Origin of the sequence: Cryobacterium sp. CAN_C2 (assembly GCF_015751745.1) — a bacterium.
GTDB lineage: Bacteria > Actinomycetota > Actinomycetes > Actinomycetales > Microbacteriaceae > Cryobacterium.
In genome coordinates this window covers 20,249-42,364 of the sequence record NZ_JADOUX010000023.1, presented here as the reverse complement: position 1 = coordinate 42,364, position 22,116 = coordinate 20,249, and the positions used below count along the sequence as shown (strand labels likewise).

Annotated in this window: 19 protein-coding genes and 1 pseudogene; 9 read left to right on the top strand and 11 right to left on the bottom strand. The window is 60.9% G+C overall.

Annotated features, from left to right (window positions below):
• Window positions 1-205: 205 nt before the first annotated feature.
• Window positions 206-3,172, top strand: a complete 2,967-nt coding sequence (locus IWX77_RS15090) for a nidogen-like domain-containing protein (RefSeq protein ID WP_196845371.1) — start codon at window positions 206-208, stop codon at window positions 3,170-3,172.
• A gap of 29 nt (window positions 3,173-3,201) precedes the next feature.
• The gene (locus IWX77_RS15085) at window positions 3,202-3,525 is read left to right on the top strand and encodes a hypothetical protein (RefSeq protein ID WP_196845370.1); all 324 of its coding nucleotides are present in this window, start codon (window positions 3,202-3,204) and stop codon (window positions 3,523-3,525) included.
• 75 nt (window positions 3,526-3,600) lie between these two features.
• Here IWX77_RS15085 and IWX77_RS15080 read toward each other — a convergent pair whose 3' ends face one another.
• The 4 genes from IWX77_RS15080 to IWX77_RS15065 all read right to left on the bottom strand — a co-directional run bounded on the left by IWX77_RS15080 (window position 3,601) and on the right by IWX77_RS15065 (window position 6,609).
• Window positions 3,601-4,008 (bottom strand): DUF4913 domain-containing protein, encoded by a 408-nt coding sequence (locus tag IWX77_RS15080; RefSeq protein ID WP_196845369.1) that lies wholly within the window; start codon window positions 4,006-4,008, stop codon window positions 3,601-3,603.
• Window positions 4,009-4,014: 6 nt separating this feature from the next.
• Window positions 4,015-5,535, bottom strand: coding sequence for a type IV secretory system conjugative DNA transfer family protein (locus IWX77_RS15075; protein WP_196845368.1), 1,521 nt, complete (start codon window positions 5,533-5,535; stop codon window positions 4,015-4,017).
• Between the two features lie 27 nt (window positions 5,536-5,562).
• Window positions 5,563-5,736 carry a hypothetical protein gene (locus IWX77_RS15070; RefSeq protein WP_196845367.1) on the bottom strand — a complete coding sequence of 58 codons (174 nt, stop codon included), beginning with the start codon at window positions 5,734-5,736 and terminating at the stop codon, window positions 5,563-5,565.
• Between the two features lie 63 nt (window positions 5,737-5,799).
• On the bottom strand, window positions 5,800-6,609 hold the full coding sequence (locus IWX77_RS15065) for a hypothetical protein (RefSeq protein ID WP_196845366.1): 810 nt from the start codon (window positions 6,607-6,609) through the stop codon (window positions 5,800-5,802).
• Between the two features lie 5 nt (window positions 6,610-6,614).
• Between IWX77_RS15065 and IWX77_RS15060 the strand changes: the two genes are divergently transcribed.
• On the top strand, window positions 6,615-7,652 hold the full coding sequence (locus IWX77_RS15060) for an NAD-dependent epimerase/dehydratase family protein (RefSeq protein WP_196845365.1): 1,038 nt from the start codon (window positions 6,615-6,617) through the stop codon (window positions 7,650-7,652).
• Window positions 7,653-7,887: 235 nt separating this feature from the next.
• Window positions 7,888-8,325 (top strand): MerR family transcriptional regulator, encoded by a 438-nt coding sequence (locus tag IWX77_RS15055; RefSeq protein WP_196845364.1) that lies wholly within the window; start codon window positions 7,888-7,890, stop codon window positions 8,323-8,325.
• 161 nt (window positions 8,326-8,486) lie between these two features.
• Here IWX77_RS15055 and IWX77_RS15050 read toward each other — a convergent pair whose 3' ends face one another.
• Window positions 8,487-8,849 (bottom strand): hypothetical protein, encoded by a 363-nt coding sequence (locus tag IWX77_RS15050; RefSeq protein WP_196845362.1) that lies wholly within the window; start codon window positions 8,847-8,849, stop codon window positions 8,487-8,489.
• Between the two features lie 37 nt (window positions 8,850-8,886).
• Here IWX77_RS15050 and IWX77_RS17505 point away from each other — a divergent pair, with 37 nt between their 5' ends.
• Complete coding sequence (locus IWX77_RS17505; protein ID WP_442784484.1) at window positions 8,887-9,267, top strand: 4-fold beta flower protein; 381 nt, start codon at window positions 8,887-8,889, stop codon at window positions 9,265-9,267.
• Window positions 9,268-10,032: 765 nt separating this feature from the next.
• Here the strand turns inward: IWX77_RS17505 and IWX77_RS15045 are convergent.
• Entirely contained in the window at window positions 10,033-13,122 is a 3,090-nt protein-coding gene (locus tag IWX77_RS15045) for a nidogen-like domain-containing protein (protein WP_196845360.1), read from the bottom strand.
• 610 nt (window positions 13,123-13,732) lie between these two features.
• Here IWX77_RS15045 and IWX77_RS15040 point away from each other — a divergent pair.
• Window positions 13,733-14,320 carry an NUDIX hydrolase gene (locus IWX77_RS15040; RefSeq protein WP_196845358.1) on the top strand — a complete coding sequence of 196 codons (588 nt, stop codon included), beginning with the start codon at window positions 13,733-13,735 and terminating at the stop codon, window positions 14,318-14,320.
• An 809-nt stretch (window positions 14,321-15,129) separates the two neighbouring features.
• Here the strand turns inward: IWX77_RS15040 and IWX77_RS15035 are convergent.
• Complete coding sequence (locus IWX77_RS15035; RefSeq protein ID WP_196845356.1) at window positions 15,130-16,401, bottom strand: ATP-binding protein; 1,272 nt, start codon at window positions 16,399-16,401, stop codon at window positions 15,130-15,132.
• Window positions 16,402-16,781: 380 nt separating this feature from the next.
• Here IWX77_RS15035 and IWX77_RS15030 point away from each other — a divergent pair, with 380 nt between their 5' ends.
• From IWX77_RS15030 to IWX77_RS15020, 3 genes are all read left to right on the top strand, one after another.
• Entirely contained in the window at window positions 16,782-17,063 is a 282-nt protein-coding gene (locus IWX77_RS15030) for a DUF1905 domain-containing protein (protein ID WP_196845355.1), read from the top strand.
• A gap of 112 nt (window positions 17,064-17,175) precedes the next feature.
• Window positions 17,176-17,577: a PadR family transcriptional regulator gene (locus IWX77_RS15025; RefSeq protein WP_334353677.1), complete on the top strand. Its 402-nt coding sequence runs from the start codon at window positions 17,176-17,178 to the stop codon at window positions 17,575-17,577.
• 287 nt (window positions 17,578-17,864) lie between these two features.
• The gene (locus IWX77_RS15020; protein WP_196845351.1) at window positions 17,865-18,929 is read left to right on the top strand and encodes a hypothetical protein; all 1,065 of its coding nucleotides are present in this window, start codon (window positions 17,865-17,867) and stop codon (window positions 18,927-18,929) included.
• Window positions 18,930-19,005: 76 nt separating this feature from the next.
• Here IWX77_RS15020 and IWX77_RS15015 read toward each other — a convergent pair whose 3' ends face one another.
• From IWX77_RS15015 to IWX77_RS15000, 4 genes and pseudogenes are all read right to left on the bottom strand, one after another.
• Entirely contained in the window at window positions 19,006-19,611 is a 606-nt protein-coding gene (locus IWX77_RS15015) for a nucleotidyl transferase AbiEii/AbiGii toxin family protein (RefSeq protein ID WP_297412604.1), read from the bottom strand.
• Window positions 19,568-19,804, bottom strand: a pseudogene (locus IWX77_RS17500) (nucleotidyl transferase AbiEii/AbiGii toxin family protein); the annotation flags it as partial. The gene IWX77_RS15015 and the pseudogene IWX77_RS17500, both read right to left, overlap by 44 nt.
• Before the next feature lie 86 nt (window positions 19,805-19,890).
• Window positions 19,891-20,475, bottom strand: a complete 585-nt coding sequence (locus IWX77_RS15005; protein ID WP_297412596.1) for a type IV toxin-antitoxin system AbiEi family antitoxin domain-containing protein — start codon at window positions 20,473-20,475, stop codon at window positions 19,891-19,893.
• 631 nt (window positions 20,476-21,106) lie between these two features.
• Window positions 21,107-22,006 carry a homocysteine S-methyltransferase family protein gene (locus IWX77_RS15000; RefSeq protein WP_327012232.1) on the bottom strand — a complete coding sequence of 300 codons (900 nt, stop codon included), beginning with the start codon at window positions 22,004-22,006 and terminating at the stop codon, window positions 21,107-21,109.
• Window positions 22,007-22,116 lie beyond the last annotated feature (110 nt).

Below are 22,116 nucleotides of genomic sequence, written 5' to 3'. Positions count from 1 at the left end.
CCACCCAAGATCGAGCCCTTTCCGAGCGCTACCGCACATGGCTCAATGAACAACCGAAAGTCAGCGCTTGACAACAATAGGAGCATCAAATTCCGGTCCTGCGACCGCCGATTCCAATGCACTCGTCGACTCGCCCGATTGCTCTCAGCACACGATCGAACGCAACGATGATTCGTCGAGTCTCCTTGTCCCCTTGGACTTTTCGATGAACTTCTACGGTTCGACCTACGACGCACTGTGGGTTAACAACAACGGGAACGTGACCTTCGATGCTCCGCTTGGGACGTACACGCCATTCGGGCTCAGCGCGACCCGTACGCCGATCATTGCTCCGTTCTTTGCGGATGTGGACACGAGGGGAACAGGAACAGACCCTGTCGCCTACGGATATGGGGAGACCACGTTCGAGGGGCATGCCGCATTCTGCGTCAGCTGGGTCAACGTTGGGTACTTCTCTGGGAAGGCAGACAAGACCAATTCATTTCAACTGCTTTTGGTCTCGCGCCCTGATGCCGGCACCGGAGCATTTGACATCGTCTTTAACTACGGGCGTGTGCAGTGGGAAACCGGAGACGCCAGTGACGGAATGGATGGACTCGGCGGGTCCTCCGCGCGCGTTGGTTTCTCGAGCGGAACGGGGATCCCCGGCTCCTACTCCGAGCTGCCCGGGTCAGGAACGAATGGATCATTCCTCGACACATCCCCCGTGGGACTGGTGTACAGCAGTTTGGGCTCATCGACGCTCGGTCGCTACACCTTTCCAGTCAGATCTGACGGCCAGGTAGCGGACCGGTATGTCGCCATGGGCGATAGCTATCAGTCAGGTGAGGGGGCGTACAGCTACGAAAGCGGAACGGACAATGGCACGAACAAGTGTCATCGTTCGGCAAACGCCTACCCTAATCTCCTGGTGGACCGGCAAGTGGTGCGACTTCAACTTGACTTCGTTGCTTGTTCAGGTGCCGTTATCCACGACCTGATCTACAGCTCCGAAGAGGATGGTGCCCCCCTGGAAGGGGAAGCCGCCCAAGTGGACAGTCTGGGCACTGACACGCGGCTGGTGACGGTCGGAATCGGCGGCAACGACCTCGACTTCGGAGGCACGATCAAATCCTGTGTCGAAAGTGGGATCAAGAGTTGGATTCCCATCGTCAACTGGTTCAACTACAGCTGCATCGGTAACCAGGGCGACGAAGTGGAGGCAAACCTCGCGGATCTTGAAACCGGCCAGGTTGGGGAAGACCTCCTCGACCTCTATCGACTCATCAGGGCAAAAGCGCCGTATGCCCGAATCGAAGTGGTGTCATATCCACGATTCTTCCCCGCCGACGCCGCAGACAATCTCTTGGGTTGCGCGTCAATCGCACGCAAGGCCGACCAGAAGTGGATTAACGCAGGAATCGTTCGGGCCAACAGTGCGATCGAGAGGATCGCCTCACTCGCTGGAGTTGGGTCGATCAACATGAGCGATGTCCTTGAAGGTCACGAACTATGCGACCCTGAACCCGCGATGAATGGAGTCGTGGACCCGTTCTCGCCCGAGTCCTATCATCCGAACGTGCTCGGTCATAGCCTCATGGCCGACCGCATCGAGCAGGAGCTGTCCACGACCATCGAGCCCACGTACCAGATCCGCCCCCAAGAAACAGTGCAGCGCGTGTTCACGGTGCAGGGCAAGAGATTCACTGTGAACGTGGCGTGGCCCGGAAGCGATGTTAAGACGACGCTCACCTCCCCGAGCGGGCAGGTCTTCAGCCGGTCCAGCCACAACGGTGCCACGCACGACAACGGGCCAACTTACGAGTACTACGACATCAACTCCCCAGAGCCCGGGCAGTGGACAGTCACTTCCTTCGGCAAGGACGTATCCCCAGCTGGAGAACCGGTAACTCTCTCCATGTACGACATGCCGGAGCTCAACCGCGTGCCCAAGGCCGTAGTTACTACGACTGGTTCTGGCCCATCCTTCACCTTTGACGGGACGACATCCGTCGATCCTGACGGAACGATCACGAACTACCTGTGGGACTTCGGCGACGGTACCTCCGCAGTCGGAGCAATCGTTGAACACACATATGGACAGAGTGGACAGTACCTGGTCGCGCTCGTGACAACCGATGATGACGGAGCAGAAGGTTTCGGCTCCGCATCCTCTGTCATTGATACCACTCGGTCTCTACCCGCAGTCTCGGTGAAATCCCCGCTCACTCTCACGAATAGCTTCACAACTACGGGACCCAATGGTGATGTTCGCGTCGTCGGTGACTTCAGTTGCAATTCCACCGTGCGGATTTCGGGTGACGTGGTTGCAACAGGTAACGCATACTTCACGAACAATTGTCGTATCGACGGTGACGTAACTGTTGGCGGAAATGCGCTATTCAATTCGACGCCGTCTGTGGGCGGCAATGTTGTCGTGACGGGCAAGGTTTCTTATCAGTCGACGGCGCGGATCCTTGGCAATCTCACTTCTGGCGGTCCGCTCACCGTCATTGATGGAAAATCGACGACGCAACTCGCGTCCTTGGGCTCGATAGGTGGCCAGATAACCTCGTACACCACAGTCCCACCCGTTGTCGTCGACGACTACGCATTTGTCTACAATCCGACAGAGTGGATCGATCCCGTCAATACGACCTGGCGACAGTGGATGAACGCAACTGCCACCTCCAACAATGCCCCAACTTGGTCCCGAGGGTTGAGCGCAAATCCTGGCTGCACGCTCAGCCCGGGTGGCGACAGCGTCAACGGAAAGATCGTCACGTTGAGCACGCCCACCCTCGTAGATGCTCGCCGATCGGTGAACGGCTGCTCGGCAGTCACAGTCCAGAACATGGAGATAGCCATGTCCTCCGATCTGACCTTCATCGCCGACAAAATCGGGATCGTCAATGGGCTGAAAGTGACATCAGCCGATGGGAAAGCACACGTGCTTCGGCTGATTGCCACTGGTAGCGCAACCTCGTGCACCTCAACCAATGGCATCTCCGCGTCCGGGGGCTTGAACATAGATCCAAAAATCTCCACCCAAGTACTGGCCGCGGGTCAAGCGAAAATCGACGGTCCAGCTTCGTTCTCTGGACAAGTGTTAGCCGCCTGTTTCGCCAGCAGCGGTGCCACTAATATCGCGTATGCGAACGTAGTCACACCAGGGCTGGTGGTAACGCAATGATTGCGCTGCGGGAAGAAAGCGGGTCGTAGGTGTCCGAGACTGAATCGAAGGAGCGCACCTGGCTCCACCTGCTCTGGGCACTTCCGATTCCAGTGGTTGTGAGTTCGGTCCTGCTGATCAGCGCACTCTGGGACTACTGCGGAATCAGCGGATGTACAGGTGGCGGATTCGGAATCAGTCGGGACATCGGCGGCACGATCGGTAACCTTGCGCCGATTCCATTTCTGATCGGACTCCCCATTTTCTTGGTGCCCTGGTCACCTAAGCGTGGAGTCCGGGCGCTTGTCGCGCTCCTAACCGGACTGGCTTTCGCGGGACTTGGATTCGCAATTCTCGTGTCGATGGCCTCGTAACCCAGGGACACGGACGGCACCGGGCCGCGACAAGAATCGACCCTACTCGCCAACGGATTACTCCGTGAGGGTCCTCTACAGGTCCACGTCCTCCGGCGGCATCGACGTCGGTACGATCTGCGCGGCCTTGTCCTTGCGGCGGTAGAGGTGTCCTTGGTCGGGGTCGCAGTCGCGGAAGGGCCCGTTGCCTTTGTCGAAGATGACGGTGGCGTGGCGGTCCCAGTGGTTGATCCACCAGGAGGACACGGCACCGGCGTCGCCGTCCATGACGCTGGCTTCGGCTTGCATGCTGGCCTGCCAGATGGCTTTGAACCGGGCGACGACCTCCGGGTGTAGCCACCATTGGGTGCACCACGGTGTTGGTTTGGTGCCGATGACCTCGACGGTGGCGAGGTGGCCGGTCAACCAATCGAGGAACATTTGGCGAACGTCGACCGGGTCATCCTCAGGGCCGGTCGAGTCGTAGTCGTCATACTCAGCCATGGGCTGTCACCTCCGCTGCAGTTGTGTAGTCCGGCCCCGGCCCCGGACCTGTGCTGGCTCGGCGTCCGGTGACTTGGTCGGGGTGCGGTTGATGGTGGTGGTGAGGGTTTTGTCGCGGAACCAGGGGACGGTGTTGACCATGACGGGTCGGCATTTGGAGCTGAAGACGATGGCGCGCCATTCGGGGAGGGAGCCGAGGGCGGCGATGTCGAGGGTGTTGACCTTGCGGGTGTTGGTCGAGGTGGATTGGTTGCCGTCTTTGCTCGTGGAGCTGCCGTAGGTGATTTCGTCGTGTTCGCCGATGAGGGCGGCCAGGGAGCGGAGGAAGTCGTCGTCGCCGGATCCGCCGCCGAAGACGCGGGTGGCGGCGGCGTCCCAGAGGGTTTGCCAGCCGTCTTTCCCGAAGGCGTCGATGGCTTGGGCCCGGGATTGGAAGTAGGAGTTGAGGATGATGCCCATCGACCCGTAGAACGAATACACGGAGGGCAGTTCGGGCCAGCGGACGATGTTCGCGCACTCGTCGAGTTCCATCACGAGCGGGACGGGGAGGCGGCCGCCGTTTCGCTGCGCGGCGGTTTCGGCGGTTTTGCAGATGGCGCGGATGAGAGCTGTCAGGATGGCGCTGCCGGATCCTTCACCGTCTTTGGAGAGGAGCACGAGGGTGTCGGTGCTGGTGATGAACGCGGCCGGGTCGAACCGGCAAACCCCGGACGTGTCGGTCCAGGCGAGGAGGTCGTCGTCCGCGAGGGCGGACGCCATCCGCTGCGCGGTGGCGTAGACGCTGCTCTTGGTCTTGTCCGGCCAGCTCAGGATGCCCTCGATCGTGGAGGAGGGCCCCGTTTTCCCGTGGCGGGCGAGGATCTGCTGCACGTCATACCCCTCAGCCCGGGCAATCCACGCGAACACCTGGGATAGCGGTTCCTGCTCGAGGGCGGCGGCGTAGAAGAAGTACGCGAGCATGTCCCGCCCGGCCGTATCGAACTGGGAGTCACCGCCCCGGTCGGAGGCCTTCCGGGTGCAGGCCTCGAAGATCGCGGCGAGCTCCCGGGCGTCCGCGGCGCTGCGAATGTACTCGAGCGGGTTGAACACGAAGTCAGGCTGTAGGCCCTGCCGGTAGATGCGGTTCGGATCAAAGATGAACGCCTGCCCGTGCCCGGCACGGCCGGCGAGGGTTTCGTGGACGCCGTCGACTTTATTGGACGTCATGATGGCGGCGCCGGGCGCTTCGAGCATGTGCCGGATCACGAGGGCGGAGGTTTTACCGCGGCCGGTGCCGAACACGTACACGCCCAGGTCCCGCCACCCCTGATACACCCACCGGTTCCCCCGCCCGACGAGGCGGCCGACCCTCTCCCCCGGCGGCAGGTTCACGGCGGCCGAGTGCAGCTGCGCAGCTTCCTTCGCCCGCAGATTCTCCCGCAGCACCGCGGACTGCCGGGGCGTGGCCATATGCCGCAGCGCCACGTTGTTGCGCTTGGTCGACGCCCACTGGGCTTGCTTAGCCAGGATGAACGCGAACAGTCCCACGGCGAGGATCAGGGCGACCAGGCTTGTCTAGGTTGCGGCGGGCGGCCACGGTGCGTCCCTGAAGAGGAAGTCCCCGGCCAACGCGGCGGGGTTCCACGGATACACGGTGCCGGTGGGGGTGATCACGGCGCCGACGTGCACGGCCAGGACGGCGAGGAGGGCGAGGAGCCCGGTCATGATGCGGGCTTTCCAGTCGATCACAGGGTTCTCCTTGCCGCCACGAACACGGTCTGTCGGTTGGGTGGTTCGCCCGGGGGTGGGGCATTAGTTGCTGAGTTTCATGGGGTCGGTGGTGTTCGGGTCGACGGCGATGTGGACGTGGTTGCAGTCGTCCCGGAATTGCTTCATCGACAGGTCCAGGCTCACACCGGTGTCGGAGCGGCACTGGTTCTGGCCGGCGCCGGATCCGGCCGGCATCACCGGGCTGAGCGCCTTCAGCAGCTTCAGCGCGTTCGCGTCGGCGCCGGTGGTGGGCATCCGGTCGAAGGAGTAGAAGTCGACGGCGTGACCGCCGCCGTTCGCGGAGTGCGGGGAGGAGAGCCCGGAGCCGAGGACCTGGCCGGTGCAGGCCCGGTTGATGTCGGAGATCCCGACCCGCTCGAACATGTTTGTCGCGATGGTGATGACTTGCAGGATGCGGGTGTCGGTGCCGCAGTTCGGGCGGGTGTCGCGGTCGGCGATCCACCGGATCTCGCGGAGGTGATCCGGCGACAACCCGGTGATGGTGCCCGCGTCGATCTTGACCACGAGGGCGGCCGCCAACGCCCGGGCGTCACCGCTGACGCCGGCGGCGCAGGCTGCGTCCCCGGTCGTGAGCGCAGCCACGACCTCTTTCGCCTGGTCGTAGTAGGTCGTGTAGTGGTTGGGGTCGGCGTTGATCTGCACGGCGTGCGCCGCCTGGGTGGGGGTCAGTGTTTCCCAGTTCGGGACGGTGACGAGGCGTTGGAAGAAGAAGCTGGCGGCTTGGGTGGGGTTCATGCGTTCGGCGAGGGTTCCTACATTGATCGATGCCCTTGCGCTGAGAGTGAACGCGGGTGCGCGCTCCCGTCTGGGTAAGCCCTGGCGGTCGATCATGAACTATGAGAAAAAGTGCGTTCGTGTTGGGTGCCAGTGGCCAGGTGGGTCGAGCCGTCATCAATTCTCTGCTGAGCGCTGGATGGCACGTCCGAGCTGGTTCCCGGACCACGTACGAGTTTCCAGTGGATGTCGAAGGCGTGTTGGTCGATCGTGAAGTCGATTCGAGCGTGGTGGAGGCCCTAGCTGGCGGTGCGGATGTCTTGATCGATTGCGTCGCTTACTCTGAAACTCACGCTCGCCAAGTGCTCGCTTTGGAGGGCTTGATCGGGTCGGCAGTGGTACTTTCGAGCGTGTCGGTCTATGCCGACAGCAGCGGACGAACCCTCGATGAAGCGCAACGGATCGACGATTTCCCGCAGTTCCCCGTGCCAGTTCTCGAAAGTCAGACGAGGACTCAGCCAGGCGACCAGACGTATTCGACGCGGAAAGTCGCAATGGAGGACGTGCTTGTCAGCGCCGATGCGGCGTTGCCGGTCACGGTCCTGCGGCCTGGTGCAATCAGCGGGCCAGGGAGTGTCCATCCGAGGGAACTGTGGTTCGTTAAACGAGCCCTCGACCACAGGCCGGTGCAGCTACTCAATTGGGGTGGCCAAAGCCAGTTCCACACCAGCAGCACCGTCAACATTGCGGAGCTGGTGCGCCTGGCAGCCAACCAGCCGGCACGTCGCGTCCTGAACGCGGTGGACCCGAAGGCGTCCACGACCACTGAGATCGGTTCCCGAATCAACGAGATCCTCGATCACCATCCGGTCAAGTTCGTGGTCCCTGGTTCGCCAGGTGTGGGCGACACGCCCTGGTCGGTTCCTAAGCCGTTCGTCATGGACATGTCAGAAGCGGTAAGGGATCTGGGCTATAAGCCCGCAATGGGCTACGCCGAAGCCCTCCAAAACACTGTCGGCTGGATTGTCTCAGCACTAGGCGGTAGGGCTTGGCAGGACGCTTTCCCGACCTTTCTCCACGCCAACGGGCCTGAAGCATTTGACTACGTGGCAGAGGACGCCTGGGTTCAGCAAAACGAGAGGCGAAACGGGCGCAGTTGAGGTCAGCCGTTCAAGTGCCCGATTGAGAGAGCGGTCCGCCTCGTTGCCGCGTCAAACAGCCAGATCACGCGCGGACGGCACCCGTCGCTGCCCAACTGCATGTCGCGTTAGAGGTTCCCCTTCCGGGCACCCCTCTCGGTCGGAATCGGGCACCGATCCCGCTTTCCTGCGCACCTGAAAAGCCGCCCGGTGATCGTCCGGCTTGCGGGCGGTCCATGTGAGCGAGGATTAAGACATGCGAATTGGTGAGCTTGCAGACCGGACCGGGGTGAGCGTGCGCTCGCTCCGTTACTACGAGCAGCAAGGACTTCTCGCCCCACTGCGAACCCCGGCCGGCCGGCGCGTCTATGCGGCCGAGCACGAAACCTTCGTCCGCCAGATCCAAGAGCTTCTTGACGCCGGTTTCTGTAGCGCCGTCATCCGGGATCTGCTCCCCGCGCTTGTAGACCCCAGAAAAAACAGCGAACTGCTTCGAACCTCGCTCGGTGCCGCACAGGCACGGCTTGAAAGCGAGAAGCACTCGATCGAGGTGGAACTGATCGCGCTGCAACATCTAGGGCATGAACTCGGGCTTGCACCTGACACCCACGTCAACGTGCAGGATCAAGGACATGACTCTTCCCCAGCCTCCCAAGCAACTTCGTTTGATCATCGAGACCGACGACTTCGATGAAGCTGTCCACTTCTATCGAGACGTACTGGGAATGCCAGAACAACCCGCCTTCGCGACGACCGGTGACGACCGAGTTTCGATCCTGCACGCAGGCATAGCAACCATCGAATTAGGCAACCCGGACTCATGTGCGCAACATTGACACGGTCGAGAATGCGCCCTCAGCCGGGGGGCCAACGTTGAGGATCGCGCTCGAAGTCGACGACACCGAGGGTGTGGTCTCGACTGCTCAAGAAAATGGTGCGGAACTGCTTGCGCCACCTACGCGTACGCCGTTCCAGACGATCAATGCCCGAGTCCAAGGCCCTGCTGGATGGCAGGTCACCTTCTTCCAAGAACTCGAGTCCTTGGACCAGCGTGCAACCCGAGACGGCTTCACTACCGACACAGAGCGCGCGCACTGAAGGATCGACTTGAGGAACGGCGAGGCGCCCCGGTAGCCGTTGGCTGCTGAACGCCGCTGCAAGCGGGCGGTTGCAGCGGCGCAGGCGCGCCGAGCTAAAGATCGACGCGATCTTGAGCATGATTCTGGGTGTCGGTCGCTGACTCTACGATCGGTATATGGAAGCTATCTACGGCCAGAGCGGCTCAGTTGTTGCGTGGATTTATGAGCAAGTGCGGTTCTACGATCTGTCAGGCCGTGTGGTGGGTTGGTTGCATGGCGACGAATGCGACAGCTACCGCCCGGTCTATGGGATCGACGGCAGTCATCGCGGCTTTCTTCAGGACTCAGGGCTATTTCGTGACGTGGACGGCTCGGTCGTTGCATTTCTTGCTGGAGCTAGCGGTGGCCCGCCTAAGCCACCGCGCAACCCACGACCACCTCAGCCGTCTCGCTACCCGACGCCGCCCCGGGCGCCGCGCCGGCCACGCAATCCTCGTGTGGCGAGCTCGCCCACGTGGTCGACGAAGAGCTTTCTTGGATTCATGGGCAACGGGTAGCAATCGCGGTGCCACCGGGGTTCCCTTGTGACACAACTCGAGCTCCGCGGCGAGTCGGTCGCTTCCGCTGTCGAACTGCGCCGCTGATCGTCCGTCCTACGGGCGGGCATAATCCCTATTTGCGCGTGGGGTGTCGTCGCGGTTGAGTGAACCTGGATAATCGGGCGGCCAGTTGGTGGCCGCCCGGGAGGACCGTGTTTGTCGAAGCCCACACCGACCTCCCAGCAGTTGATTAAGCGGAACCGAGTGGAGTTCATGGCCCTCCGGCCGCTGACCGCGGGCGGTCGACATTCGCTGAGAGCAGCCAGTGCCGGCTGACAGATCCGGTGAGCGGGTTCGGGGCCCGGCCTCGGCTCTAGCGCACCTGACTCCGACTGGCTCTGACGGGCATTCCTAGCCAGAAGGGTTCAGATACAGCTGCGTCCACTTCTCATGAGATTGAGTCATCTTGTGAATAGAATTCCCCAGATCCACAGGACCGCCACGAGCATTGATAGCATGATGCTGATGCTGAGCCGCAGCCAGATCGGACGAAGCCAAGGCGTGAGCGTCAGGGCCGCGAACATGAAGAGCCCTGCGACAATTGCGGCTGTGACACCATTTGACGCACTTGGTGAAGCAAATCCTCCAGGGTCGCCAAGACACCGGTCGATCCCGCATCGTTCAAATCGCGCCAGTGAAACCGCCACGTATCCTGGCGCGAAAGCGAGGGGCGCCGTCCAGAGGAGGTGCAGGCTGCGTCGACTGAAATGTCTCTTGGCGACCTCATTCATTGTGGACTGTGACCGCCCCGGTGGCTTTGAAGCAGCCGACGTCTCCGCGCGCATTTATGGTGGTCGGTCCGTTGATTGAGAGCGTGCCGGGAGTGACCACCTTGAGCGCTGTTTTCGAGTCGGTCGAGGTGTTCGACGCTAGCGTGATGGCCCCTGCCTGGCACGCCACGGACAATCCAGGAACGACGAGGTCGACAAAATGTTGTTGGCCGTCCCCGGAATTGAACTTTGTACCGCTCAGAGCCTCAATCGAGTCCGCGTAGAGTACTAGGTCCCCGGAGAGACTCACTGTCATACCCTGTAGTTTCACGCTTGAACATCCAGTTGTCGTTAGTCGCGCGTCCACAATGGTGTCTTGACTGATAGCGACGACCGGGCCATTGACGCTTGCGCTCCACGGGGCCATGACGCAGCCGGGCTTCGGAGTCAGTGCTGGCGACCACGACGGTGCGGAATTGCTTCGTGCGGCGTCGTTGAGCCATGCCGACCAAGTGAGAGGCCTGAAACCTTCCTTTGAGGGAACAAATGTCGCGCCTTCAAATCTTGGAGATGGATCAAGGTCAACTACGGCGTTTTGCGCGATGGCGCCACCGATGGTCCCATCGACCTTCAGTTTGTCGAGTGATGTGCCGTCGATGCTCGACACGGACATCCCGGAGTTGACGTTCCCGGCGATGCGAACTGTCTTTTGGAGAATGACGGCGCCGCCGGCGTTCACGTTGCCGCCGATCTTCGCTTTCGAGTTCATTCTCAATTTCTTCGCAGTGGAAACGTCGCCGTCAATCGTGCAGTCGTTTGTCAGGTAGATATCGCCGGATGCCTTCAGAGATCCAGTGATATGGACTTCCGAAGTGCAGGTCACGTCGCCGTCCACGACGACGTCCCCGCCGGTTACTTGCAATTGATTGGTGAGCGTTGTCTTGGAGTGTGTAAGGACGGCGGTTTCCGAAACCACCGCGGATGTCGCTGCCACTCCAAATCCTCGACCTCGGGCATTGTCTGTTGTCACAAGTGACGGTCGGTAGTCGCCGGGTGCGGCGTAATTGTGTGTCACGACTGTTCCAGATCCGACTTCTCCATCGCCAAAATCCCAAGAGTAGTCCTGAATGGTTCCGTCAGGGTCCGTCGAAGCTGACGCGTCGAATGTGTAGGTGTGGCCGCTACCTCTCACCGTGATCACGGCGGTCGGCAGGGCGTTGACGGGCGCTTCGTCATATGCATCCAGGGAAACGGGTTCACCGCCCTGTGCAACGTCGAGACCGTACATCTCGACTGTCCATTCGCCTGGTTCAGCATCGTGAACGGTGTAATACTCCCAGGTTTCGCCGTTCCCGTGTTCTGCCCCTTGGGTATTGTCGCGCGAGTAGTTCCGGCCGGAAGGTGACGTTAGGGAAGTTCGGACGTCGCTCCCTGGCCAACCGACGTTCACGGTGAAAGTCTTGTTGAGCACCCTGAACTTCTTCGCAATGGTTTGCTGCGGAAGGATTTCGAAAGTCGGCAGAACATTGCCCAACTGAAGCTCAAGTTTTCGCGCCATGAGTTCGTGGCCACGCTTGTTGGGGTGGTAGGACTCTGGTCTTGGGGCGAAAATCGTCCCTTTGATTCCGTTCATTGCTTCCAGGCTCGTGCACATCTCGAAGCCACTGTTGGAATCTGCCATATTCGCGTACTCGAATCCAGCGCTACGTGCCGCAACTCCGATCGCAGTGTCCGCACGGTCTACCGCAGAATTCATCCATGTTTGATCGCTGGTTCGGTAGATGAGGCCGCAGTTCTTCTCCTTGTTGAACTCGGGAAAGAAGTGTGGGTAGGACACGACGACGACACGCGCGTTTGGCGCTTTGGCCCGGATGAGCCGGTACAGCTCGATCAGGGACTTCTTCAGCGCGCCTGATTCAAGGGAGGTGAGCTGGCCTTTCAAGCTCGAGCCAAGCTCGTTCTCGCATGTCTTGCTTGTCGTCAGGCTCAATGTCACGCACTTCGTGATGAAATCGCCGAAGCCGAGGTCGTTGCCGATGATGCCGACAGTGACCAGTCGAGTCGAAGTGTCGAGGGCGTTTACCTGTGCGATGCCGTCATTCCACGGCGGACCACTCGTGCTGCTTGGGATGAGCATCGTACTCACGGTCGCGCCGGAACAGGCCCGGAAGTCCAGATCAAGTTTGACGACGCCCTGATCCACAAGGAGGCTCGGGTAAGCGAAGTCAGAGCGGTGGCACTGATTGATCCCATCGACGTCCGTCCCGTCGATGTAGTCAAAGGTTCCTTCGCCGCTCTGGTACGAGTCGCCTAGTGCGACGTATCCGTTGACCAGCGTCCCTCCGTTTCGAACCGAGAAGATGTATCTGCCCCTGACGGAGCTATCTTGCTGGCCGACGTTCAATGGCGTCGGCCCGCCGTCCAGGAAGACGCCGGGCGTACCGGAGCCGGCAAACTCGGTGAAAGTTCCGTCTTGGCCGGTACCGGCGGTGAAACCGACGCGGGCGGAGACGCCCCCAAGTCCTTCGCTACCTCCACTGGCGTCGCCGGTTTCCCAATTGATGGTGTCGTAGTTGAAGACAATGTCGAATGCTCCAACAGCCTTGTCCTGCCGGGAGACCAGGAGAAGCTGGAAGGAGTTGAGTTTGTCGAAATGGTTGGAGAAGTATCCAACGTTGAGCCAGTTCACGCAGAAGGCAGGGCGTCCCTCGTATGTTGTTTCCCCATAGCCGTACTGGACAGGCTGCGAACCGCTGCCTCCGGTATCTACATCAGCAAAGAAGGGAGCGATGAGAGGGACGCTTGCAGACGCGAGTCCGAAGGGCGTGTATGTGTTCAACGGAGCGCCGAAGGAGACGTTGCCGTTGTTGTTGACGTACAGTCCGTCGTAGGTCTGTCCGTAGAAGTCGAGAGAGAACGGCAAGGTCACCTTCGACGAAGACCCGTCGTCGTTGGGCGGCAATGTGTTCGCCGAGCAATCGACTGATGGAACGATTGCGGCGTCCGACGCGACGGCTGGCACACTCACCGCGATCGTCGAGCCGATCAAAGCACTGAGAGCGATGACACTTGCAATCAATCTGACCCGTTTGCGACCTTGCACGTTTCAACCCCCGTTTTGAGATCGCCGCCCAGTCCCCAGCGACTAGGCGGATCATATGGGCGCCCGGCGAACCGACGCCACCCCCCAAAATAGGGTTGGGAGACCCCCTTCCCTATGCCGGAAATCCTTCATTCCGCTGCTCGAACTTGATCCGCGACTCCTATGAGCCCGCAGGAGGTTCCCGATACGGGAACAGGGCATGAGTCTCGATTGACCGTTCGTGTGTCCCGGCCAATGCCTATGGCCCGATTGTGGGGTCCGTTTACGGACGGTCCCATGGGGGGCGGCTAATCGGCGTACAGTCGGGGAAACGCGAGCACTACCGACTGAGATTCGATCGGATGTTATGTGGGCCTTGATTTTCGGCGCCGTTTTTGTCGGTGCGGGTCTTGTTGCTTCGACGCGTTCGGGGATCCTCGTCGGCATTGGGGCCGTCTTCTTCCTCATCGTCTGGGGGCGGGCGCCATTTTTTTATCCAGTTTGGTGTTCGTGCCGTCATTCGTAGTCATTGCGATTCACAACAAATCCACTCGACGGGGCATCTAGAAGGCGATTCCGTAGGACGTCGGGTTTATGAGCCCACGTGCAGGTGTCTCAGTAGGGTGGGGTCATGGTCAACGCTGCAAGTATCTTCCCGGTCGTCCCTGCGGATTTGATTGACACGCTGACCGCATGGAAACCCCTTGGGCACAACCAGAGCGCGCTTCGTGATGAGTACGTCTCCTTCGTCGGTGCCTCTCCTGGATCTGCGCTGGATCGCGACGGGGGTGCGGAGCACGTGACTGCGAGCTGTTTCGTCTTCACCCCAGATCTGGCCCAGGTCCTGCTCTGCTTCCATAAGAAGGGTCGATTCTGGGTTCAGCTTGGTGGCCACGTTGAGGCAACGGACATATCGGTTGCCTCGGCGGCCCTCCGCGAAGCCCGTGAGGAAGGTGGCATCAACGACATCCGCCCGGTCGGCGCCATCCTCGATGTCGACCGGCACGCCCTGGGTGTCGGCTTTACACGGTGCAGCGTTCACTGGGACATCGGCTTCGGCGCAATCGCGAGGACAGACCTAGCCCCGTCCATCAGCGTTGAGAGCGAGGATGTCGCTTGGTGGCCAGTAACGGAACTGCCCGACAACGTGCCTGTGGACTTTGGGCACCGCCTGCGAAGGATTCTTGACGAAATCAGGCACCAAAGCGATGTCGAGTAGCCGCACCCGCTGCGATTAATTCTTCCCCTGGACGTCACCGTGCTCGGAGTCTCGCTCATATCTCTCCCGCCAACGTGGTCAACTGCCGATCAGAAAACTGTCGCTACTCACCAAGTGGACGATCGGGGGACAGAAGACCATCCCCGCTGAGGGTTCCGCTTGCGGGCGGCCCTGCCTGTCGAAATAGGGCCTCGACCGTGTTCTCGTGAGCATCTGAAAAGCCGTCCGCTGATCGTCCGGCATGCAGACGCTCGACGTGCAGTACCGGGCAGGGCCTATGCGGCTCGAACGCTTGGGCCTCGATCGGGTTCTTGTTAGCGACATCGGCGCAAGCTCTATCCCGGCACTCTGGGCACTGCCAGAATGAGGTTATGTCACGCCTCCGCAGTTTGTCGCCGTGGTACTGGGTAGTGCTCAGTGCGTTCTTGGTGGCGTGCGGGGTCTTCGTATCGGACCTGTTCCTCGACTGGGCGCCCAAATGGTTGACGTTTACGGCGTCGTTAGCCCCATTTGCGGTGAGCATTTACACAATCCGCCTGCTGTGGAAGCAAACCGACCACCCCGCCTTTCACGGCGACAAGCGGAGTACGAAGTGGCCGCCATCTGACAACGGGAACGATTTAAGCGCCACCCAGGAAACGGACCCGGACACCCGATGACGGCGTGGCGTGCACACCCCACCGCCTTGCTGGCGTCACTGTCGACCACCATCGCACTCGACAACGCCCGGTGAGCGTTCCACTTACGGACTCTTCGTGTGAGTGACGTACCGTGAGCTGCTTCAGTCGTTCTGGCGCGCGCATCGTCCGTCAGGCGGTGAGCAAGGCTAGCGGGATGACCGCCACGCCATCCTGTCGACGATACGCATGGGTACCCGTGTTGATGACGGCGAGGTCGACGATGTGGTCGGGGAGCGACTTCTTCAGCCAGAGCAGGTGGCGAACGTCGTGGTCGGTGATCGCGGATTTGAGCTTGACTTCAATGCCGACAGCTTCCGCGTCTCCTCGGTGGATGATGAAATCAATCTCGTGCCGCCCGTCATGGTCGCGGAAGTGTGACACCTTCGCGTCGTTCGCTGCCGCATAGGTCTGGAGGCTGAGGGCCACGAGTGCCTCGAAGAAATCGCCGAGGCGAGCCCGGTTGCCGGTGTTGGTCGCGGGCGCAGCGGCTGACATCAGTTTGGCCTCGTTGAGGCCCAGCAGGCGGGCGGAAAGTGCCGGATCCGCGAGAAAATGCTTCGGCGCGAGGGCAGCTCGCGACAGGAGTTTCTGACTGGGCGACCAGGCGTCGACTTGGTCAAGCAGGTAGAGGCTGCTCAGGACGTCCCGGTAGATGATCGACGTCTTCTTTGTCGGTCCTGTTGGTTCACCGGGGTCGAGACTGGCGCCGATCTTCGCGAATGTGGTTGCGGAGGCAGTGGCCGAGGCGTAACCGCGCAACCAGCCGCGCAATAGTTCCGGCTGGCGGATGCGGTGTCCCTGTTCGGTGAAGTCGTGCGTGATGACTCGCTCGATGTAGTCATCGAGCCACACTGCGCGGGCACGATCGGTCATCTGCCGGGGTTGTGGAAATCCCGAGGCGGTGATTTCGCGGACGTAGTCACGCAGCTCGACGTCACTTGAACCGTGGATTTCCGGGGTGTCCGCGCTGAGCAGTTCGCGGACGCGGACCGTGGGCGTCGCCAGGCTCCGTTCCGCGATGGAGAGGGGTCGCATTCGGAATCTGATGATGCGACCAGCTCCGGAGTGGAGGTGGGCGCCAACGGGTGCGGCACTGCCGGCCAAGATGAACCGTTCGCCGGCCCCGTCACTGTCGACGAGGCGACGAACACGGTCCCAGACCTCGGGGACATGTTGCCATTCATCAATGAGGACGGGGGTGTCTACTCGGCTCAAGTATTTCGGATCCGCACTGATCAACTCCCGCATTTCGGGGAGGTCCAAGTCGAGAATTGTCTTCGCTCGCTGCCGCCCGGTGGAGGTCTTGCCGATCGCGCGAGCCCCGTCGATAGAGATCGCCGCGAAGGAAGGGAACAACTCGTCCAACGTGTCGTCGATGATCCGTCTCTGGTACCCGTTCATTGTGATGACCCTTCCACGCACCTCGACTAGTACACTATTTTGAGCGTTTCAAAGCTACCATTTTGAGCGATATTAGTCCACCGTATTGAGCGCTCAATGCGACCGCTCCACCGTTTTCAGTGTCCCGTAGAGGGTCCGGCTTGCGGGCGCTCTAACCACCGTTTTCCTGACAGTCTCGGGCTCACGTCCCTGTAGGTGGATGCACCCAATTGTTGACAAGGTGCCTCGGTACGTAACCGCCAACAAGAGCTGACATCATCTCGTCATTCAGGGTTCGAGTCCACACGTCTTCGCGCTGAAATCGCTGGTCAAGTCAGTGTCTTGTAGCGGTCGCTTCCACAGTTATGGACAGTATTCACCTTCGCGCCTAGTGTGAGCCCATGACTGATGTCCGGCCTCTCGACCACACGTTCAGCACGGTGTTGCAGGGAAACATGGGGCCTAACAAGTGGACCTGCGCAATTATGGCCGACTCGCTGGCGGTACTCGGCACGGGTAATGCCATCAAGGTCGTCGCGACGGTCGAGGGCAATACGTTCACCACGTCGATGCTGCCGCACAAGGGTGGACACATGCTTCCGATCAAGAAATCCTTGCAGGACGCCATCGGCAAGCACGCCGGGGACACAGTGACCGTGCATCTCCGCGAACCCCTGGATTAAACAATCGCGGCGCGCAACGTCGAGGCCCTGACTGGGTTCCAATAGAGGTCCGGCTTGCGGGCGCCGGTGATCGCGAACGGCCGAAAGTGAATCGGTGAGCAGACCGAGCGGAATGAAGCAGATGTCGATTGGCTGGGTATATTCCCACTCTGGGTATACTCGGTTTATGAGTGAAACTGCGTTTTGGATTTTGACGGCACTTGCTGCGGGGAGACGGCACGGTTATGCCGTGCTTAGCGACGTCGAGGGACTCAGCGAAGGACGTGTGAAGTTGCGGGTTACGACACTGTATGCGTCACTTGACCGACTTCAACGCGAAGGTCGCATCCGTTCGGCCGGTGACGAAGTTGTCGACGGCCGTGCGCGTCGCTATTACGAGATTCTCGACGTAGGCCGAGATGAACTCACTGCAGAAGCGGATCGGCTCGCAGCTCGGGCCGCGGTTGCGGTTGCAAACGTCACCCACGGTAGGCCCGTCCAACCGTTCCCCGCTGTTTCGATGGCGACTGCATGACCGCCCGCCGACGCCAACGGTACGAGCGACTGCTGCGTTGGTATCCCGCGGAATGGCAGCGGACCAACGCTGCGGTGGTCCTAGAGACCTTAGAGGAGAACGCAGACAGACTCGGTCAGTTGCGGCCCACGATCGGAGAAGCGTGGTCGCTGCGCGCCCACGGCATTGCCGAACGGGCAAGCCCTGCTTTGATCACAATCGCGGCTGCTCTAGGCCTACTACTCAACATTGGCCCTGTCATTGCATTGCTTTCTGGTGGTGTAACGGATGATCCGTGGCTTTCGGGCTTGCGTATTACCGCTCAGTTCGTCGGCGCATTTCTGATCAGTACCGCAACTGGAGCGCTACTGCTGCGCAGCGGCCGCATCATCGCCGAATCCGCGATGGCTACCCTCGCAATATCCGCAGCAGCATGGGCTCTTGGCGCGGTTGCTGTCACGGCATGGGGTGTGGGATTCGACGAAGCAGACTCGGGGGCTCCGCGGAGCTGGTTGAGCGACGCGTTCCCCATCTTCGCCGGATCGGCATGGCTCTTAGGCTCCTTCGCCCTATTCCTTGTAACCCACGGCCTCCTGCGGCCACTTCGATCGAAAACCCTGCGCACAATCCTCTCAACACTCCTGGCGATCCCGACCGCCCTCGCGCTTGGTATCTCAACGGTGACGCCCACCGGACTGGTATTCGGCGCAGCCGTGGTCCTGGTTGTCTCCAGCTTCCAACTCGGGACGCGACCCACGACAACAAGGGGTGTCACCTACCGTCGCGCAACGCTGAATCAAGGACAGCGAACCCGGATCGCTACAGTGGCAGCGGTTGCCGCAGTGCTCGGCTTTGGATGCGCCGCATTCGCTCTGACGGGGAGTATGTGGCTCCCGGCAATAGGCGACGCTGCGGACGCCATGCGCGTCGGGCTTCTTGGTGGAGCGCTGGTCGCAATCATCACTGTCATTGCGGGAGCGGAAGCACTCGTGGATCGTCGTGGGGCTGTCGCACTTGGCCCGGTCGTCGCCGCGATCGGCGCGCTACTCTCCGTCGCACTCAGCTACTCACTCAGCATCGATAATGCCATGGGATGGCCGCTTGTCATCTTGGCTGCAGCCCTGACAGGTCTGACAGGTGGATTGCTCATTGCCCCTGGGCTTCCCGGCCCTCCCTTACTTCGAGCGTCACTCGTGACGGCGATCAGCGTCGCGCTTGCCGCAGCGCTCGGTCTCATCGTGACCGCCGTACCTTTCGTCGCGCCGTTCCTCGCCGCCATTCTGGCCATCAGAATGACCCGAAGACCGCGAGGGATAAATGCGATGCACAACGTTGCAGATCCGCTCGCAGAACGAGGGCTGGGGCGAGCGTAATCGTGAACGCCTCACGGTGCCGGATCCCCTACCGCCCATTTCCGCCCCGTTGAAGGTTCCCCTTGCGGGTTTGAGTTCAGCGTTTGTGCCAGCGCTGAGTTGACGGGTCCCAAATGTTATCGTCGCCCACGGTGCCGGTGAAAACCGGATCCACGAAATGGATCACGTTGGCCAGTTGGTTGTCGAACGATTCGAGGCAGATGTCTGTGAGGGCGAGTTTGCGACGCCAGGCTGCCCATTTTGTTTGAGCGATCGCTGGCCAGCCTGTCGTGGCGACCGAGATTGAGGTCAGAGGCACTTGGCGGAAATCGGCGACGCGCTGGGCCGCACCGCGAAGCTCACTCGCGCTGAAGTCGTGTGTCAGCGAGAAATTTCGCAGGTCGACGATGTCGCGCCATCGTGTGCTCGTTGATCCCCGGGTCAGCATCGTGACCGCCTTCTCTGCAACGACCATAACGAGTGGATAACCGAGCATTTCAAATTCCCCACCGAGGATGCGAGGGACAGTCACCGTGCGTGGGGCCGGCCAAATCGGGTCTCCGGTGCTGATGTCCAGGTGAAACGACAGGGCGCTCGTGTAGACGCGTGCAAATATCTTGACTCGGAGCTCGGAGCCCGGAGTATTCGTCGCCCTCGCGGATGGAGCGCACCTCGGTGCGCGCCGGATCAATAGCCAGAGCATCATCGACGGACACGTCCGCCACGGCCGCGACCACGGCACGTAAATGAGAGGCATCCACTTGAAAGTTCACCGCTTCCATGTCGATGTCGTTTGTCGGACGCCGGAGGTGATACGCAGCCAGGAGCACGCCGCCCTTCAGCACAAAGTCATCCTTGTAGCTTGTCTGAGCGAGCCGGCTCAGGAGCGCCTCCATGGCGTAGAGGGTGACCGTCTCTGAAACGGCTCGACCCGAAGCTCGGGCATGCCGTGAGAGCGCGGCATAGAGCTGTGACGCATGGCTCACGAGAGCAACTCCAGGGCATGCCGCAACGGACCGCTCGCTCGCGGTAGCTGCCGAGCGATGTCCATTAGCGCGGCCGGGTGAGACCCGCGTCGGCGCAGCCAGTTCTTCAGGGCTTCCGGAGCGATCTCGTACCCCTCCGACCCGCGCAATCGGTAGGCATCGACGATTGACCGTTCCGGGGAGTACAGGCCAATGGTCGCGTCGGATCCATCAATGGCCAGCTCAGTGCGTCCAAGCTCGAACGTCGCCGCGTCGAAATGATGCCAGGAAACAGGAGCGTTAGTTTGGGGGATTCGGGCGCCACGAGGAAGGGCGATGTCGATTCGCGCTGGGATAGCGTCAACGAGGCTATGGTGCGCCAAGGCACTCGACAGGCACAATGTTGCGTCGGGCCTGCGGGCCACGATCTCAATCAAGTCAAGGTTCACCGGCGGCAGATCGGTTCGGCGGTATAGCCCTCGGCCGATTCGGTTGATGGTGCCGTTCTCGATGAGCCGACGCAGCTCTCGTGTTCCGACACCGGCGTCGGTGGCCATGGCGGCGCTGAAAGTGATGGCAGGCAGGCTGTCAATCGAGTGCACTGCAGGCCCCATTTCGGCGTGTATCAAAGTGTGTACACGTAATTTTAGCTGTAAACGCTTCCGTACGCCAGAGGATCGAAGCGCACAGCGTCGATGAAACTGTGCCGATGCTGGCGGGCCCGTCCTGCAGAGCGATCCAGTTAGGGGACTTCGGAGGAGGCTGCACCGGTGCCGCGCAGCGGGGCTGCGACGCTGGCACGATAGCGCGCGTTCCCTGCCAGCGTGCCCACATTTTGCCCACACTTGAAAAAACTTTGGGTGAATCTGGATGCCTCACTGTGACCCAAAACGTTGAATTCACGCGGTTTTCGACCCCATCGACGACGCTGACCGGTCGATTATTGAAGTTCGAATCCCTCCAGGGGCACCGTGAAATCGTTCCGATCAGGTACTTCTATCGCCACACAATTGTCGAATGAACGCCAGAATTCATGTGTGTACCAATGTGTGTGCCTGTTTGTGTCGATGAAGGTGACACCAATCAGCTGCAACGCCCGTCCCTGGCTCGGCCTCACCGGGCAGGGTCAGCGTCTGCCGCGGGTAACGGATATAGATCTGCACCACGTTTTTTAACGTGGTGTAGGTCTTTCCCGTTACCTTGTTCGTATCCCCGGTTCCAGTCTCTGCCACCTCACCAAGCGGCGATCATCTCTGCGACGTGGCGAGCGTCGGTGCCGCAGCATCCCCCGAGCACCTGAACTCGCGGAAGCTTGGTCCTCAGCGTTGCATTGTCTATGCCCAGCGCCACGGGATCCCCCTCATCGAGCTCCTCCGCCTCGTCGAGCTCCGCGTGCGACTGTTTGGACGCGTTCACCCTGAGGCCCCCGATCCGATCCGCCGTCGCCAGATTCTCGAGCGCGTGACTGATGTGGGTCGGGTGTGCGCAGTTGACCATGAAGTACGCGGCCGCCGCGCCAGTGGCGGCATCGACCCGCTCAATCGCCTCGCCAAGACTTGTTCCGTCGGGCAGGCTCCCGTCGACCTCCACCGTGAATGAGGGCACGACCGGCACTCCCAGCGCACGAGCGGCTCGAACCACTCCGATCGCTTCCTCAGGGTAGGTCATCGTGAGGGCTGAAATTCGATCGACACCCGCGTCGACGAGCGAGGCGATCTGCTCGGAGTGATAGGCCTCGGCCTCATCAGCAGTCATGCGATTGGTGACCACGTACCCGTCCCCGCGTGGGCCTAGGACTCCTTCGACGAGGATCTCAACGGCGGGGCGGCTCGCACCAACGTCTCGGACGAACGCCACAGCGTCCGCGTTCGCCCGCGCCAGTGAAGCCGGGCTGTATCCAAGACGTTCGCCCCAATCGCGGTTTGCCCGCCACGTCGGGGTTCCCAGGACAAACGGGATCCCGCGCTCCTGCGCGATCTGCAAGAAGCTCTCGAAGTACCGGCGCATTGCATCGCGCCCCGTCGCCTCATAGAGAAGCGGGAACGCCGCGAAGTCGGGCAACTCGATGCCTTCGTGAAAGAGCAGCACCGTCTCGATGCCACCATCAGTCATCGCTATGTCGGATGTAGCCATGTTGGTCCCTCTCGTCAGGAAGGATATTGTCCTCTCCAGCGCGTGGTGTCAAGGCGAGTGTGGGCGGTCGTTGCTGCCCTCGAGCTGTTGGAGGAACGCGGTCCGCAGCT

Bases quoted from the DNA above. Each gene is read 5' to 3' on its own strand.
- IWX77_RS15050 (WP_196845362.1), bottom strand. From the start codon at position 8,849: ATGCTCAAGATCGCGTCGATCTTTAGCTCGGCGCGCCTGCGCCGCTGC.
- IWX77_RS15090 (WP_196845371.1), top strand. From the start codon at position 206: ATGAACTTCTACGGTTCGACCTACGACGCACTGTGGGTTAACAACAAC.
- IWX77_RS15065 (WP_196845366.1), bottom strand. From the start codon at position 6,609: ATGATCGACCGCCAGGGCTTACCCAGACGGGAGCGCGCACCCGCGTTC.
- IWX77_RS15060 (WP_196845365.1), top strand. From the start codon at position 6,615: ATGAGAAAAAGTGCGTTCGTGTTGGGTGCCAGTGGCCAGGTGGGTCGA.
- IWX77_RS15080 (WP_196845369.1), bottom strand. From the start codon at position 4,008: ATGGCTGAGTATGACGACTACGACTCGACCGGCCCTGAGGATGACCCG.
- IWX77_RS15035 (WP_196845356.1), bottom strand. From the start codon at position 16,401: ATGAACGGGTACCAGAGACGGATCATCGACGACACGTTGGACGAGTTG.
- IWX77_RS15015 (WP_297412604.1), bottom strand. From the start codon at position 19,611: ATGCTCTGGCTATTGATCCGGCGCGCACCGAGGTGCGCTCCATCCGCG.
- IWX77_RS15055 (WP_196845364.1), top strand. From the start codon at position 7,888: ATGCGAATTGGTGAGCTTGCAGACCGGACCGGGGTGAGCGTGCGCTCG.
- IWX77_RS15030 (WP_196845355.1), top strand. From the start codon at position 16,782: ATGACTGATGTCCGGCCTCTCGACCACACGTTCAGCACGGTGTTGCAG.
- IWX77_RS17505 (WP_442784484.1), top strand. From the start codon at position 8,887: ATGGAAGCTATCTACGGCCAGAGCGGCTCAGTTGTTGCGTGGATTTAT.
- IWX77_RS15025 (WP_334353677.1), top strand. From the start codon at position 17,176: ATGAAGCAGATGTCGATTGGCTGGGTATATTCCCACTCTGGGTATACT.
- IWX77_RS15000 (WP_327012232.1), bottom strand. From the start codon at position 22,006: ATGGCTACATCCGACATAGCGATGACTGATGGTGGCATCGAGACGGTG.
- IWX77_RS15040 (WP_196845358.1), top strand. From the start codon at position 13,733: ATGGTCAACGCTGCAAGTATCTTCCCGGTCGTCCCTGCGGATTTGATT.